A 15,903-nucleotide genomic window follows, 5' to 3' on the forward strand; every position below is an offset into this window, starting at 1 on the left:
GCTTCGGCTCGGCGCCACAGCCGGGAACGACCTGTGGCACATCATCGCTGGGCCTCGAAAACACCCGCGAGAGTGGAAGCTACCAGATCCGCAGAAAACGTATCCCGCCGGTGTCCGCGACTGATCGCGATGTGCCGTCGGGGCCTGCAGTGGGTCGCAGGGGCTCCCGCGGTAGCGAGTCCGATCCGATCATCCGGTAGCGGCTAGAGCCACCGACACTGTGCCCGGAGCAACGAATCCATAAAGGACTATGGCTCTCGTTGGCGCCGGGAGAGGGTGTCCGGGTCACGCGATTGGATCGAACCCGTCCTCCAGGTACAGGGTCCGGCCGGTGGCCAGGGCGTCGAAGCAGGCGCCGATGCGGCGTGCCATGTGGGGCCGCATCAGGTCGGCGCTCTCGTCGCGGGTGGCGAAGGTCGAGCGTTTTAGCTCGCCGTCGTCCAGCCGCAGCGTCGCGATCTGCGCCTCGTCGAGTATGCCGCCGTCGAACAGGTTGTTCGTCAGGGCGGGACGGCCGTCGGGCTGCGGCGGGATCCAGTCGACGACGAGCAGCCGGCCGGGCGGGAGGTCGAGCCCAAGCTCTTCCTTGACCTCGCGACGCGCAGCGGCGTACGGGGACTCGCCGAGGTTGAGCCCACCGCCGGGGACCTCCCACGTCTCGGCGCCGTAAGTGGGCTCGACAAGCAGCACACGTCCCTGGGCGTCGCGGAAGATGACGCCCGCGCTCGCGATCTGCTTGGGCAGCGTGGCGTAGTACTCGGCGGGCGGTAGCCGTACCTGGGTCATGCGCGGCGACGCTACCGACCCGGCCGAGTCGGCCGACGACCGGCGTCGGATCAGGGAGCGGACGGTCGTTCGGTCAACAGGTCAGTGGTCAGTTCGTAGGCCCGGTCGCAGGCCGGGCATCGCAGCCGGCTGTCGAGGGTGTGCGCGCAGCGGCAGACCCAGCCGCACGCGCGGGCGGGGTTGCCCAGGACCAGGGCGTGCGGGGGAACGTCGCCCAGGACGACCGCGCCGATTCCGACCAGTGCGTAGGGGCCGATCTCGACGCCGGGAGCGACGCGGGCGCCGGCGCCGAGGGTGGCGCCGCGGCGCACGGTGACAGGGTTCGAGGTCCAGTCGCAGGGTCCTTGGCGGAGTCCGTCCGGGCGGGTCGCTCGTGGTGTGCGGTCTTCGGTGAGCACGACCTGCGGACTGATCATCACGTCGTCTTCCAGGCATGCGCCGAACAGGTCGGCGTGGTTGCCGATTTTGACGTTGTCGCCGATCCGCGCGCCAGAGCCGATGTAGCAGCCGGTGCCCAGGGTGGCGCCGGTACCGATCTCGACGTCGGCGGCGACTTGCGCCTGGTGCCACACGCGGGTGCCGTCGCCGATCCGCGCGTCGGGCGCGATGTGGGCGGTGGGCGCGATGTGCGGCTGGGTGGTGGTGGTCATGGTGTGCCTTCCGGATCGGTGGCGAGGTGATCGATCAGGTCGCCGAGCGTTCCGGCGGTGGACAGCACCAGGTCCGGGACGCTCCGGTGGGTCGACTGCTCGAGGGCGACGGCGAGCGCGATGCGGTCGAGTGAGTCGAAGTCGAGTTGATCGAGCCGGTGTTCGCGGGTCAGGTCGCCGGGGCGGCGGCCCCGGACACTGGCCGCGGCGACGAATACCGTGGTGTCGGGATCGACGTTGTGCTCGGGCATGGGCGGGTCTCCAGGCGTTCGACGAGGGTGAGCAGGGACGGCAGCAGCTCGGCGACCGGGGCGCGGGTGAACAGCCGGGTCATGGCTGTCCCGAGCGGGTCGTCGGCGGTCAGGGCGGCGGGGAGCGTGGCGGCCAGCAGTGCCGCCAGCTGCCGCGCTGCGGGACCGCTGGACCGGGTGCCGGGTGCGGTGAGGTGGTCGGCGAGCCCACGCAGCGCGGCCGGGGTCAGCAGGTCGGTCAGCGTTGGCGCGGGCATCGGGCGGTCGGCGCGGTAGGGGTGGCAGGCCAAGGAGCCGGGTTCGGTGATCTCGTCGGCGACGAGGTCGGCCATCAGCGGGGCGAGCAGGACACCGCTGCGGTAGGTCGCGGTGCACAGCAGGATGCGCGGGTCGGCGGTCGGTCCGGCCAGCGGCAGGTGGTCGAGGGTGTAGGGCCGGTACCCGACCTGGACGCGCCGCAGTTCCGCCGCGGCGAGCCGGTGCTCGATGACCCGGGTGGCGTCGCCGATCAGCACGGCGACCTCGTCCAGCGTCGCCGCGGCGTCGAGCCGGGGGGCGAGGGTGAGCCGGTTGGTCGCGCCGAGGTAGACCGTCCCGTCTCCGCGCGGGACGAGGTGGGTTCCGCAGGCGAAGGCGGCGTTCGGGGTGCGGATGGTGTGCGGGGTCGCGACCGGGGTGTCCAGCACCAGGCTGACGCCGCGCCCGGCCAGCACGGGTGGGATGCCCAGGTCGCGGGCCCGCTCGCCCAGCAGTACCGGGATCCCGGCGCCGGCGGCCAGCACGACCCGGCCACAGTCCACGACGACGCCGTCCGCGCACCGTAGCCGGACCGCCGCGCGGCCGACCTGCACGCTGGTCGCCGTCGAGCGGATCCAGCGGGCGGCGCGGTGCCTGGTGACGGCCGCCTCCAGCGTGCGCAGGAGGCAGGTGATGTCGAGGCTCGGTTCGGTCGGCAGCCACAGCGCGGCGGTCGCCGCGGTCTCGGGCCGGAGGCCGTCGACGTCGGTGCCGTGATGCAGTTCCGCCGGGTGGCTTGCCGAGTGCGCGGCCCGCGCGATCGCGGCCAGGTCGGCGCGTTCGGCGTCGGTGGCCACGACCCAGGTGCCCTCGGCGAGCGGGACCGGTGGCTGTGCGGCCGCGTCGGCGAGCCCGGCGAGCCATGACGGGTACCGGGCGAGGCTGCGTAGCCGCTGGCCGACTTCCAGCTCGACCCGCTCGGCCGCCTGGGCGGCGTCGACCTCGGAGAACGGCGACAGCATCGCTCCCGCCGCCGCGCTGGCCTGGCCGGGCGCGGCCATCGGGGACGGTCCGATCAGGGCGACGGTGAGCCCGCGGCCCAGCAGGGTGTGCGCGGCGGCGAGCCCGATCACGCCGGTGCCGACCACGGTGACGTCGACGGTGTGGCCGGTCATGCCGCGCTCCGCAGCCGCAGGACCTGGTGTACCGGTGCTCCGGCGTCGAACCGGGCCTTGGCCTGGCAGCAGCCGCCGTGCTGACGGTGCGACCGTGTGCTGCGGGCCCAGGGCGGTGCGGCCGTGTGCGACGCGGCACTGATCGGCGATCAGCAGCTGCCCGCGTCGCAGTATCACCTGCTGCGTGGTGACCTGCAGCAGTGACGCGAAACGCTCCAGAACCGGGAAGTAGCGGGTGTTGCGGTCGTCGGTCAGCAGTTTCCCGGCCCAGCGGATCCACGTCGTCCCCGGCGGGCCGTCCTCGAGGACGGGGAACGGCAGCAGCGGCTGGCCGACTCCGGACAGCCGCTCGGCGCACCCTTCGACGAACACCGGCTGCCGGAGGACCTCGCGGTCGCCGTCGGCGAGCAGCACCGCGGACGCGCGCAGATCGGCGATCAGCGAGCGCCCGCCCCCGGCCGGGTCCGGGCGCAGCATCAGCAGGCTCGTGTAGTCCGGGGGAGCGGTCACGTTCGGCGCGTCGATGTGCAGGGCCTGCGCGCCGAGCCCGCTGAAGCTGCGCGGGTCACGTTCTGGCGCGGATACCCCGTCCAGCCACAGTCCGCGGCCGCCGTCGATGGAGAAGAACGGCACCCCGACTCCAGCCAGCATCCCGGCGGCCGGGCGGCGGAGGGATTCGTCCGACAGCTCCGCCGGGAACGCCGCGATCACCCAGCCCTCCCTGTCGAGGCGGTCGGCGAGCGCGTGCACCAGCGCGGCCCCGGCAGTGCGCAGGGCGGCGCGCGCGACCTTCACCTGCGGCGCGGCCCAGGTGTGGCCGTCCATGCTCAGGTCGTTCTCGGCCAGCGCGGTGGCCAGGCTCGCGGCGACGGGAACGAGGTGCCGGGGATGTGTCACGACGGTCTCCCTTGAACAGGTGCTCGATCGGAGCGGGAGAGGTCAGGAAACGCCGGTGACCCGCCGGCACGGCAGAGGTGGTTGCGTGATCGGCAACGACTTTGCGGAACTGTCAAAAAGCGGAACACCGCCTCAGACTGTTGCTCAGGGTGCCGGGTGGGGGACGATGGGTGAGGAGGTTGCGATGGACGCTCTGCACCCGTTCTGGACGTCACCCGAGATCCTGCGCGCGGCCGCCGAGGGTCGCTACGGACCGCTCGTGCGTGCCGTCCGTAGTGCCCGCCAGTGGACGTTGGAGCAGGTCGCGGCCCAATGTCACCTCTCGGTGAGCACCCTGTCGAGGATGGAGACTGGGCAGCGCAAGCTCATCGACGTGCGCTACCTGCGCACCCTGTCCGACGTCCTGGCTATCCCGCCGCACCTGTTCGGACTCGCGCCCGCCGAGACCGGCGCGCCCGGGACGCACGACCGTGCCCGGCCGGTTACTGTCGGCGCAACTACCTCCGGCAGCGGACAAGGCGGTGACGAGGCGATGCGGCGACGACAGGTTCTCGCGGGACTGGTCGGCTTCACCCTCACCGGGGCGCTACCCGGCACCGCACGCGCGGCGACCACCGAGGAATCGCTGGAATCGCTGCTGCTCGCGCGCTCGCAGGTCCCGGCGGCGCCGGTGCCGCTGGTCACGCTGCACCAGGCGCTGCAGCGGGCGCAGCAGGCATTTCAGCGCTGCGAGTACAGCGAGCTCACCCACGCGCTTCCCCAGCTGATCGCCACCGCGCACGCCAGCCGCGACGCCGCCACCGGCCAGCTACGGGAGCGCCTGTCCGCCGCGCTGGCCCGCGCCTACCTGCTCGGATCCGAGCTGGCCACCAAGCGGCACCGCGACACCGTCGCCCGGGTCACCGCGGACCGATCCCACACCGCCGCCGAAGCCAGCGGTGACCCGCTCGCGATCGCGGCCAGCTCCCGGGCCATGGCCATCTCGATGCGCCGCCACGCCCTCGCCGCCCCGGAACGCATCGACCGGGAGGCCGGGCTAAACGGCGCGATCACCATGCTCACCAAAACCGCGCTCGACCTCGGCGCCGTCCACGGTGATCCGCACGCACCGCTGCTGGCGACCTACGGGTCGCTGCTGTGCACCGCGAGCTACTCCGCCGCCCAGAACGGCAACACCGCCCAGGCCATCGGCCTCCTCGAGGAAGCCGAGGACGCCGCCCGCAGGCTGCCCGGCACCGCCGACGGCACCGGCAACGCCCAGTTCAGCGAGACCACCGTCGCGGTCTACCGCATCGGCGTGCACCACGCCCTGGGCGACACGGCCACGGCCCTGAACTACTTCACCTCCGTCGTTCCCGCCCGCCTGCCAACCGCCGAACGCCGGGCACGGTCCTATGTGGACGGCGCGCGAGCATGGAAAGACCACGGCAACCTCGACCACGCCAGCAGCGCACTCACCATGGCCCACGCCTGCGCACCACAAGAACTTCAGCGGCCCTCGGTCCGAGAACTGATCACCACCATGCTCGACACTCCAGGCCGCACACCCGCCGCGCTTCCCGCGCTGGCAACCCACGCAGGGCTCTGACGTAGGAGGCCATCGCTCTCGGCAAGCACAGCACGGTGTCGCGCAACCGTGAATCTCGGCGACGTCGTGGCTCTGGAATGTTCGCCTGGCGCTGCTTCACTGCACGGAGAAGTCCCAAGATGAGAAAGGACTCGCTGATGATTGTCAAGGACACGACAGAAGCCGCGATCGGGGCGCCACCGGCGAATGCCGGTTTCTCCGACGATCCCTTGGTGTCGCACAGTGCACAGTTCCCGTTGTCGCGGGGCCGGATCGCGTCCCGGCCAGAGGAGGTTCCGTCGCCGCCCGGTGTGCGGCCGTGGGGTCTGCAGCGCATGAAGCCGGCGCCGGCTACCGGGGAGCCCGGCCCGGCTGGGGTGTATGACCCGGTCCGGCAGATCCGGGTCGACGGCGACGGCAGGCCGTTGCTGGAGATGGGGCCGCCGACCGCGCCCTCGACGGGAAGCACGGACGGGTCAGAGGGTGATCCCTCCGAGGATTACCACAACGACTGACCATGACCGTTCTGATCATCGCCGACGAGCGGGACCCCAGCGTCGACGCGATGGTGCTCGCCCTGCGAGATCGTGGCGCCACGGTGTTCCGCGTGGACACCGCCTGGTTTCCCACGCGGCTGAGCCTCTCTGCCCGGCTGCGTGGGGGCCGCTGGACCGGTGTCCTGCGCACCGACCACCACCGGGTCGATCTCGAACAGATCAGGGCAGTCTGGTATCGCTCACCGCGGGCCTACGTTTTCCCAGCCGAGATGAACTCCGCCGAACAGGAACACGCGAAGATCGAAGCCAAGTACGGGCTGGGCGGCGTGCTGATGTCGCTACCGGTGCTATGGGTCAACCACCCCGCCCGTCTCGCCGATTCGGCCTACAAGCCACACCAGCTCGTCCTCGCGGCGCGCTGCGGCCTGCGGGTAGCCGACACCCTGATCACCAACAGCCCCGACACCGTCGTCGAGTTCGCCGACGACGGACCATTCATCACCAAGATGCTCGGCGCGGTGTCGATCGTCGAAGCCGGGGTCCGCGAGTTCGCCCACACCGAACCAGTGGACACCACCACCCCAGAGGACCTGCGCGACGTCGCGCTCACCGCACACCAGTACCAACGGTGGATCCCGAAAGCCTATGAGGCACGCGTATTCGTCGTCGGCGACGAGATCACCGCCTCGGAGATCCACGCGCACACCGACCCCGCCCGTGTCGACTGGCGAGCTGGATACGGCACCAACACCTACCGTCTCACCGAGCTACCCGCCGACGTCACCGCGGGGATCAAACGGCTCATGGGGGAGATGGGCCTGGTCTACGGTGCACTCGATTTCGCGATCGACACCGACGGCAGGTTCTGGTTCCTTGAATTTACCGACCACGGGTCTACGTGTACGTGATGTTCGTCAGCCGTTAGTGATCTTCAGGTGCTGTACCGTTTTTCCGACTCTGTAAGGGACGTTCGTGATGTCCTTTATGGAGGTTTTGTGGCTCGGAAGTTGGTGGTCGGTGATCTGCGTGTGCAGTCGTTGGAGCGGAAGGACGGGCGGTGGCACACGATCGTCGGGCCGGACGGTCTAGTGCGTCAGGAGGCGGACGGGTTTCTGAGGATGCTGGAGCCGGGAACCTCGCGGACGTACGCGTATCTGCTGGTGGATCACTTGCGGTGGCTGGAGCGGGAGCAGCTCTCGCTGTCCGCAGTAGCGTTGCGGGATCTTGAGCGCTACATGGGTGCAGTAGGCGCGAAGGCGCAGATGCCGTTTGGGTTGCCGTGGCGGGTCGGCAAGCATCCGTACGGCCATAGTGCGTTGTCTGCGGCGGCCTCTTGCTTGAAGGGGTTCTACCTGCGGCAGGCCGCGTTGGGTGTCAACGAAGAGTTGGGCGCGCAGCTGGACCGAACTCGATTGCCGAGCAAGGCGGATCGGAACCGGGCGCTGCTCGGGCATGTAAAGCGTGACATGCCGGCGAATCCGCTGGCTCCACGCAAGGTTCGTCGGCGGCATCCGAAGATGACACCGGAAGGGACGAAAGACCGGGTCCTGGAAACGGCCACCACGGCCAGGGACCGAATGGTGGTGACCTGGCTGTCGGATGGCGGGTTCCGCATCGGTGAACTGTGTGGTCTGCACGTGGCCGATCTGCACCTGCGGGAGAACGCACGGTGCGGTGAATGCCGGGCGGCGCACGTGCACATCTGTCACCGGCCGGGCAACCCGAACAGGGCGGCAGCGAAGACGAAGTACGACTGGGCGGTCGAGGACGGCACCGTGCGCGGCGGGCTGATCCGACGGGTGAGTCCGGCGATGATTCACACCTACTTCGAGTACATGACCACCGAATACCCTCGCTCCGGAACCGAGCATGGGATGCTGCTGGTGCAGTTGACCGGCCCCCGCCACGGCGAACCCTGGACGACGGATGCGGCGCGCGGGATGCTCCGCCGGGCCGGACACCGCGCCGAGCTGGGCCGGGTCAAACCCCATGCTTTTCGCCACTCGTTCGCGACCGCTGTGTTCGACGCCTCCGGCGGCAACTCGGTGGTCACCCGTGAGGCGGGCGGATGGGCGTCGGCGACGACGGTCGACGAAATCTACGCCCACGCCGACGTCCATGACCCCGTCTTCGACCGCGCACTGCGCAAGGTCTGGGGTGATCAAGCATGAACGCGACGATCCCGTTGCCAATGGCAGAGTCCGATCGGGCTGGCCGCGACCGGCTGGAGCTGCTGACCACGCTGATCAACGGTCCTTCATTCGATCCGCTGTTCTGCCGTGACGTGATCCGGATTCCCTCGGATCACCCTGTCTATCCCTGGCAGTGCGTAGTAGCCGACTGCGAGCGGTCGCGCTGGGCTACAGGTGATCTGTGCGCTATCCACCGAGCACAGTGGAACAAGGCGAAGGCCGCGGGAACCAGGCGGGCGGCGTTCGTTCGGTCCGCGCTACCACTGACACGGACCGTGTCGCTGGAGCCGATCATTTGCCGCATTTGCGTGCACCGGCCCGCGTTCAACCGGCAGCTGGCGCTCTGTCACCGCCACCGCAACCGCTGGCGCGCACACGTCCGCACCCACGGCACCAAGACCGGCTTCGAGCGGTGGTTGAAGACGCAGACCCCATATCCGACCTACGGCGAGTGCCGAACAGGCGCGTGTCTGGAGCTGGCGACATCACCGCTGGGACTGTGTGTCCTGCACGAGGATCGCTACGGCGATGTCGGCAAACCAGGCGGCGCGACCTTGCCGAGAGGCTGGTTTGGCTCCTACGAGTACCACGACAAGCCGGTCCCTGTCCGCTACGACGACGAGAGCGCGTTCCGCCGCTGGTGCGCGGCACAAGTGCCGGTGATGCGGATTGGCGATCTCAACCTGCGCGGGTTGCGGCCGTTGCTGCGGGCGGAGATTCGATGGGGTCTGCACGCTCACGTGCAAGGAGAGCAGCGCCAGGCATGGGAGCTGCCCTGGCTCCAGCCATGCTGGAATTCTGCTACCACGGACGTTTTGAGTCGCTGCTCGACATCGACCTTGCCAGCTGCACGAAAGACCACGTCCGACGGATGATTCAGGAGATCATCAAGGAGCTTCGGCTGGTCTACTACAGCCCGGCCGACACGAAGAGCGCTGGCTATATCGAGACCGAGCATTTCGGGGTCCGATTCACCAGCAGTTCCAGCCGCTTCGATTTCACCGACGTGCCGCAGCGCTGGCTGCGGGACTTGCTCTGGGATCACGCGGCCGAGCAATTGAGGTCACCGAACTGCCCTCGGACCAGGGGATGCCTTGATCAGCCCCGGAAGGCATGTCTGGAGCTGGGGACTTTCCTGGAACGTCACGCACCTGAAGGTGGGCACGATCCCCGCCTGCTGCGGACCGAGCATATGGAACGGTTCGTCGTCGAGTATCGCCGCCGCGAACGACTCGGCTTGCCCACCTTCGCGCTACCTGGTCGCGTCAAGGAGAAGCCGGCACTCGTCACCGCCGCGCTGCGCAGGCCGCTGTTCAACAACGGTCGACTGGTGCTGCGCGGGGCGCTGATGTCCGGCGAGGCCGATCGGATCGGCCTGGACCGCGGATTCATCGCAGCACTGCCACCGGGCGGCCGGATGAACACACGGACCCGCAGTCCCTTCCCCGACGAGGTCGCCAAAGCGCTATCCGACGAGGGAAACTTGCAGCGGCTCACTGCCGACCATGACCGGAACGACGCGGGATTACGCGACATCTGGGAGACGATCGTCGCCACGGGACGCCGCGCCGGTGAGGTGACCAATCTGCGGCTGGAGTGCATCGGCCGATACAACACGCTGCCGATGCTCTGGCACGACCAGACGAAGGTCGGTAACTACGACGAAGCCATCCGCATCCCCGAGACGATCTACGAACGGCTGGCAAAGCGGCAACGCACAACCCTCGCCCGGTTCGCCGACCGGCACGGCGGACGGGAAGCAACGCAGCAAGAACGTGCTGGCCTAGCGTTGTTTCCCACCAACACACGCAATATCGCCGGGTGCAAGTCGATGTCCATGAGCTGGTTCGGCGACCGGTTCAGGTCATGGGTCGACAGTCTCGACCTCGGGCGCTACGTCGCCCACCAGGCTCGCCACACGCTGGCTACCCGGCTCCTGGCCCACGGAGCGAGCCTGTCACACATTCGCAAATACCTTGGCCACGTCTCCGAGCGGATGGCCGAGCACTACACCAAAGTCGCCGTCTCCGAGATCGAGGACGTCCTGCAACACATCTGGGTCGCCGGGCCCGGCGCAGCAAGCCCCGGCGAACTGCTGTCCAGCACCACTACCCCGATGGACAGGCTGCAAGCCGAGGCTCTCGCACTGGACCTTTCCCGCCGCAGCACCCCCACTGAAGGCGGTTTCTGCACCTTCCAACCCGTAGTCAATGGAGCGGCGTGTCCCTGGAAGTTGAACTGCGAAGGGTGTGACAAGTTCGTCATGTCCGGTGCTGATCTTCTTTACTGGCAACGGAAACGTGAGCAATGGCGCTCGATCGCTGAACGTGCCCCTGACGACGCCACCGCCGATTACCTGCACCAGGTCTTCGAGCCCACGGCTCGGGCCATCAACGGCCTGGAGAAGGCCCTCGCCGGGCTCGGGCTGCTCGATGACGCCCTTGCCCTGGACCTGCGACGGCCCCAGGACTACTTCCAACGACTCTGGAACCTCGGCTTCCGTGCCAGCGACCTCGCCAACACCACCACTGACGACGAGGACGACGACTGGGAGCAGGAATCAGCATGACCACCCGGGAACGGACCGCCGCCGCCATCGAAGCCCGCCGCCAGAACACCGAAGTCATGCTGCAACGGGTCCAGGACGCCGTCTCCGCACTGCGCCGACAGAAAAGGCCGATCACCTACGCCGCCGTCGCCCGCCGAGCCGAGGTGTCTCGGACGTTTCTCTACGAGAACACCGACGCCCGCTCCCTCGTCGCCGGCGCGGCGAAGAACGCGGCCGGGCAACGCGCGCAAACCCAGGCCGCGCACGATGCCGAGCAAGATCTCGCCTGGCGCGAGCGCGCCTTCAACGCCGAAGACGCACTCAACGCCGCCCACGCCGAGATCCGATCCCAGCGCAGCCGGATCGGTGACCTCATGGGCGAAATCCGGGACCTGGAGCAAGAATGGTCCCCGAGGCCATCGGTCACATCACCGCCGAGAACACCGCGCTCAAACAGCGCGTCCGTCAGCTCAGCGACGAGAACCGAACTCTCCATGAACGGCTCCAAGCCGCGCGGTCCAACACCCGCTTCCAAGACCGGAAGATCGCCCAGCTCGAGGCGCAGATCTTGGAAGAAGCGCAGCCCGGCTGAAACACAAACAAGGCGGCGCACGACTGGGTCTGCACCGACATGGATCGCGAACGCACTGGAGGCACGATGAACTTCACCGCCTGGGACCTCGAAGCAAACGAGGTGCTAGCACTTCCACTCGACGACCTTGGCCTGCGTGTCCTCAAAGATGCCCGCGACAACAACGAACGGAACTGGCAGAACTGGCTCAACACCGCCAGACAACGTGCATATCCCGGACGCAAAGACGTCCTCAACGTGCTGTCCGAAGCCTGGGCTTGGCTACTCAACCGCGGTCTAGTCGTCTGGGACCCGGAGCAGTCATCGGCCGGAGCGTTCGTTGTTAGCCGGCAGGGACACGACGCCCTCGAACGCGGATTGCCTTGGCTCCGCGCCGTTCAACGGCTCGACCTGCAACTCGTCACAGAACTCGAAGCCAAAGCCAGACCACAGTTCCTCCGCGGCGACTTCGAAGCCGCAGCCTTCATGGCCATGAAAGAAGTCGAAATCCGCGTCCGCGCCATGACCGGATTGTCCGACAGCCTCTTCGGCACCAAACTCATGCAAGCAGCATTCAAATCGCCTCCGAGAGACAACCCGGACTATGCGGACGCAGGACCACTTTGGCGCTCCGACATCGATCCAGGCGAATCCGTTGCACTCATGGAACTGTTCAAAGGAACCATCGGCCTCTTCAAAAACCCGGCCAGCCGCCGCCGAGTAGATCACACAGACCCGACCGAAGCTGCCGAGATCGTCCTGTTGGCGGATCTTCTCATGCGGCTCCTCGACAAAATCGCGTCCAATGACAAGAAAGACGGCAACTAACGTCCCGAACATGCACGCGACGTCAAACCCCAGCTCAAAGCACAGAAAATGACGAAACCGGTTGGAAAACTTGAAGCCAACGCGGTTGCCGCCTGGGGCTGGTTGGCCGAAGAATGCGACTTGCCGATCGCCGCGGCAATCGCCGACACCTTGACCAAGGAGTAGACCCGTGGACGTTCTGGACACCGCCACCTGGGAAAGCCGGGCGGCCGCCCTCGCCGCAGAGCTGACTGCCGCTGGTGTCCTCCATGACCCGGCCTGGCGCGACGCGTTCGCCGCGACACCCCGGCACCTGGTCGTCCCGCGGATCCTCGACGGTCCAACCACGTTGGAGGCGGGTGATCCGGGCTGGCTGGACGCGGTCTACGCCGACGAAGCACTGGCCACCCAGACCCGCACCGCCGGCGACGGTCCGGCCGGGCGTGAGATCGCCAGCTCGTCGTCGAGCAAGCCCACCGTCATGGTGGTCATGCTGGAACGGCTTGCCCCCGAGCCGGGGCACCGAGTGCTGGAGATCGGCACCGGCACCGGCTACAACGCCGCCTTGCTGTCCCACCGCCTCGGCGCGAACAACGTCTACTCCCTCGACCTCGACCCCGAACTGGTCGACGCCGCCCATGAGCACCTGACCGTCGCCGGGTACAGCCCGCATCTGGCCACGGGCGACGGCAGCCAGGGCTGGCCGGGGGAGATTACGTTCGATCGGATTATCGCCACCTGCGCGGTGACCGCGATCCCGCCGGCCTGGATCGACCAGCTGGCCGCGTGCGGCAGGATCGTCGCCCCACTCGACGCCGGAGCCGCTGGCCCGCTGATGGTGCTCGACAAGACCGCCGACGACGAGGTCAGCGGCCGCATCGACCCGTTCCCCATGCTGTTCATGCCGATGCGCGTCGACGTCACCAGCCCATTCGGCCCCGGCAAGCAACCGTCAGCGGCCGCAACCGCCATCCCGCACTACGGCACCACCCCCGTTGATCCCGCCACGCTCCTGAACCGGCCCGAGCTGGCGCTGTTCCTCTGGCTCCACGCTTCGGGACTGACGCTCGGCGGCAGCGCCGAGCACGGCGTCGTGGTTGCCCAACGCGGTCTCGCGCGCGCTGAGGTTGACCTGACACCCCTGGCGGAGGGCACGTGGGCGGTCCGCCAGTCCGGGCCCTACCGGCTGTGGGACACCGTCGAGCACGCCGCCACCTTGTTCGAGGCACTCGGTCAGCCCGACGCCGCCCGGCTCGGCGTGACCGCGCTCAACGTGGCGGGCAAGCAGTTCATCTGGCTCGACGACCCCGACAGCAACCACAGCTGGCCGCTGCTCAACAGCGGCTCCTGAGCAGGTTCTGCAGCGGAAGTATGGCTTCACCACGATGCCGTCGTAAGTCGTCGCCGTCACAACGACGACGAGCCTGGTGAACGAGATTGGCCTGCTCTGATCTGCGACGGGCTGATCGCCGGGGGTGCGACGCCTGTCCTCGGCTGAATAGTCCTACGGATGCGGGCGGGGTGGCGAGGGCGGCACTCTGGACCGATGAACCGGCGCAGAACGGGCTTGGTCACCACGATCGCGGTCGTGGCGCGGGGGACGGGCCGCGTGCGGTGGGCAGAACGCGATCTCCGAGGGGAATGTCGCCGAGGTCAGGCAGGCACTTGCCACGGCCGTTTCCGGCGCTGCGGCGGTGACTCTGGACCCGAGCGGCGACGGGTTCACTCAGTCCCCGTTACCTGGGGGACTAAGTCATGCCGGGCCTGGCGACCACGAACTCCTTGATCAGGAGCTACGAAGAGGGTAACGGGGGCCAGCCGAGGCGGGGCGGTTGTCCAGGTAGTCGCTGGCGGGCCCACCGGCTAAAGAAAAAGGGCCCCTGGTGGTGACAGGGGCCCTTTGGTGTCTCAGGTCTGGCTAGACCACCAGGCAACGCGTCGAGACGTTCCCCAGTGTGCCAACCGATGATCTTGATAAGCAAGCCGGAAAGTGATCGGCAACCGTTCATCGTTGATGTCTGAACAGTAGTTATCAATCCCTGAGCAGCGGAAATAGCGATATCCGCGCTGAAGTGCACCCAGTGAATAACGCGGTTATCCACTGGGTTCCTGACTGGGTGACGTGATGGTGGGGATGACGGAAGGGGCCGGGGTGGGGAATAATGTGGCCTGTGCGAGGTCGATCCCCATGGGCTTGCAGGTGGGGTCGGTCCCTTCGGAGCTGACGATGATCGTCAGCCGCAGGACATCGGACACGTCGACGTCGAGCCGCTGGGCTCGGGTGCCGAAGGTCAGCTGGCTGATAGCGATCGTCCGGCCGTCGCCCTGGAACATAATCGAGGCTTTGGTCGTAGCGTTCGGACTGTTGTCGTCGATCCCGGCGAAGGCGACAAGCCGCGTGAAACGCTTTCCAAGGTTGTACTCGACTGCGGCTCTCCGCTGTGTGCACGAGTCCACGGTCTGGCGCAGGGTCTGGGGATAATCCTGACCACCGAGGTCCGCGGGCATGCCCCCAGCAGTCCAATTCCCCACCACCGGCGGAAGATCACCCAGCGCCATCACCTGTTCAGAGGGGTCCTTCCATTGCGTGACAGGCTCGTCGAGCTTCTTGTTATATGCCAGGTAGGCAGTGACCATCACGAACAGAAGCACGACAGAGGTGATCACGACCGACCGGCGCCAAGCGGGGTTGCGCGTGACCTTATTTTCGCTGGCCATGGTGTCGCGGGACGTCAAGGTACGCATCTGCGGAGTGGGTTCATCGTCGGTCAGCGTCGCGCGGACGGCGCTCCATCGCTGGTGCCACTCCTGGATGTCGCCGCGGCACACGGTCACGTAGGCCTTGGTGACATCCCAGCTCGGAAGGCGATCACCGTTGGCCGCGGTGGACAGCGCAGTAGAGGAGTAGTGGGCGAGAGCCGCCATCTTGCGGTAACTCATTCCCTCCGCCGCCTTGAGGTCCCGCAGCCCACGGGCGAACTGGGCGACCTCACCGGCGGCGGGGTCGACCGGCTTCTGCGGCCGTCCCGGCCCCGCCACCGGCGGGCTACCCGGTCGCCGGGGAACCAAGAGGCCCCGGCGTTTCCGACGTCCCACCGAGCGCACCGGCGATGATCGTCCGGCGGATCATCTCCGTCGTCGCGAAGCAGACGGAAACCGCGACCGCCTCGGCGACGAGGATGTCGACGCCCAACAGCATCAGCACGACCACGTTGATCGCGATGACGCCGTACAACACCGGCACCCAGGTCACGAGAAACAACTCACGAAGCCGTTGTGACAACGGCAAACACTGCATCACCTCGACAGGCAGCATCGCCTGCCGAGCAGGAAAAAGATTCACGGGAAAGCCCTCCGTCTCAACGTCGTCCTGGTGGCCCATGCCGAGAGCGAGCCGGGAAATCCTGGTGAGGAGCCGCACCACACAGCTCCACACCACACCAAGCACACCCTCAACTGCAGCCAGTATGAATATCAGTTGGGAAAAGGCACCAGTCGAACCGCGAAGCTCTTATCAATTCGCCTGCATGCTTACGCTCTACGTCCCGGGGCGTTCGCCGGACGTCGAAGCGTCTCACCTTCGGCGACGTCGCCGTTGCGGCAGCGAGGGTCTCGTCGACTGGAGTCGCGCGATCGTGGACGGAGCTTGTGTACGGGCCAAAAAAGGGGATCTTTGACCGTCCTAGTGCCTCATCAAGAAACGTTGACGTCGTAACCGTGTCGCG

At 67.7% G+C, this 15,903-nt stretch carries 15 protein-coding genes; 9 read left to right on the forward strand and 6 right to left on the reverse strand.

All coding sequences use genetic code 11. The features are described from left to right. Positions 1–285: 285 nt before the first annotated feature. The 4 genes from BS329_RS40240 to BS329_RS42240 are packed head-to-tail and all read right to left on the reverse strand — an operon-like array spanning position 286 to position 3,996. Positions 286–786, reverse strand: coding sequence for an NUDIX domain-containing protein (locus BS329_RS40240; protein WP_076168698.1), 501 nt, complete (start codon positions 784–786; stop codon positions 286–288). 50 nt (positions 787–836) lie between these two features. Further along, positions 837–1,436, reverse strand: coding sequence for an acyltransferase (locus BS329_RS40245; RefSeq protein ID WP_076168699.1), 600 nt, complete (start codon positions 1,434–1,436; stop codon positions 837–839). Beyond that, positions 1,433–1,687: an acyl carrier protein gene (locus BS329_RS40250; RefSeq protein ID WP_076168701.1), complete on the reverse strand. Its 255-nt coding sequence runs from the start codon at positions 1,685–1,687 to the stop codon at positions 1,433–1,435. The genes BS329_RS40245 and BS329_RS40250 overlap by 4 nt, the downstream gene beginning before the upstream one ends. Beyond that, positions 1,606–3,996: an FAD-dependent oxidoreductase gene (locus BS329_RS42240; protein WP_084750825.1), complete on the reverse strand. Its 2,391-nt coding sequence runs from the start codon at positions 3,994–3,996 to the stop codon at positions 1,606–1,608. The genes BS329_RS40250 and BS329_RS42240 overlap by 82 nt, the downstream gene beginning before the upstream one ends. 184 nt (positions 3,997–4,180) lie before the next feature. On the opposite strand from BS329_RS42240, the gene BS329_RS40265 reads away from it, so the two are divergent. The 9 genes from BS329_RS40265 (at position 4,181) to BS329_RS40300 (ending at position 13,529) form a co-directional block, all read left to right on the forward strand. Next, entirely contained in the window at positions 4,181–5,584 is a 1,404-nt protein-coding gene (locus tag BS329_RS40265) for a helix-turn-helix domain-containing protein (RefSeq protein ID WP_076168703.1), read from the forward strand. Between the two features lie 137 nt (positions 5,585–5,721). Then, positions 5,722–6,078, forward strand: coding sequence for a putative ATP-grasp-modified RiPP (tgmA, locus tag BS329_RS40270; protein WP_158075889.1), 357 nt, complete (start codon positions 5,722–5,724; stop codon positions 6,076–6,078). 2 nt (positions 6,079–6,080) lie between these two features. Then, a complete protein-coding gene (locus BS329_RS40275; RefSeq protein ID WP_076168705.1) occupies positions 6,081–6,968 on the forward strand; it encodes an MvdC/MvdD family ATP grasp protein in 888 nt (295 codons plus the stop codon). A 102-nt stretch (positions 6,969–7,070) separates the two neighbouring features. Beyond that, on the forward strand, positions 7,071–8,231 hold the full coding sequence (locus BS329_RS40280; protein WP_244197487.1) for a tyrosine-type recombinase/integrase: 1,161 nt from the start codon (positions 7,071–7,073) through the stop codon (positions 8,229–8,231). Then, positions 8,228–9,127, forward strand: coding sequence for a hypothetical protein (locus BS329_RS43200; RefSeq protein WP_143253430.1), 900 nt, complete (start codon positions 8,228–8,230; stop codon positions 9,125–9,127). Before BS329_RS40280 ends, BS329_RS43200 begins: the two co-directional genes overlap by 4 nt. Next, on the forward strand, positions 9,040–10,821 hold the full coding sequence (locus BS329_RS45045; RefSeq protein WP_244197488.1) for a tyrosine-type recombinase/integrase: 1,782 nt from the start codon (positions 9,040–9,042) through the stop codon (positions 10,819–10,821). Before BS329_RS43200 ends, BS329_RS45045 begins: the two co-directional genes overlap by 88 nt. Continuing rightward, complete coding sequence (locus tag BS329_RS40290; protein WP_208619372.1) at positions 10,818–11,462, forward strand: DUF6262 family protein; 645 nt, start codon at positions 10,818–10,820, stop codon at positions 11,460–11,462. The genes BS329_RS45045 and BS329_RS40290 overlap by 4 nt, the downstream gene beginning before the upstream one ends. Continuing rightward, on the forward strand, positions 11,459–12,199 hold the full coding sequence (locus BS329_RS40295; protein WP_076168709.1) for a TIGR02391 family protein: 741 nt from the start codon (positions 11,459–11,461) through the stop codon (positions 12,197–12,199). Before BS329_RS40290 ends, BS329_RS40295 begins: the two co-directional genes overlap by 4 nt. 169 nt (positions 12,200–12,368) lie before the next feature. Further along, positions 12,369–13,529 carry a methyltransferase domain-containing protein gene (locus tag BS329_RS40300; RefSeq protein ID WP_076168711.1) on the forward strand — a complete coding sequence of 387 codons (1,161 nt, stop codon included), beginning with the start codon at positions 12,369–12,371 and terminating at the stop codon, positions 13,527–13,529. Positions 13,530–14,272: 743 nt separating this feature from the next. Here BS329_RS40300 and BS329_RS40305 read toward each other — a convergent pair. Together BS329_RS40305 and BS329_RS40310 are read right to left on the reverse strand one after the other, a co-directional pair. Next, entirely contained in the window at positions 14,273–15,217 is a 945-nt protein-coding gene (locus BS329_RS40305) for an NPCBM/NEW2 domain-containing protein (protein WP_076168713.1), read from the reverse strand. 7 nt (positions 15,218–15,224) lie between these two features. Next, on the reverse strand, positions 15,225–15,560 hold the full coding sequence (locus BS329_RS40310; protein WP_143253431.1) for a hypothetical protein: 336 nt from the start codon (positions 15,558–15,560) through the stop codon (positions 15,225–15,227). Between the last annotated feature and the right edge of the window lie 343 nt (positions 15,561–15,903).

Source organism: Amycolatopsis coloradensis, from assembly GCF_001953865.1.
Taxonomy (GTDB): Bacteria; Actinomycetota; Actinomycetes; order Mycobacteriales; family Pseudonocardiaceae; genus Amycolatopsis; species Amycolatopsis coloradensis.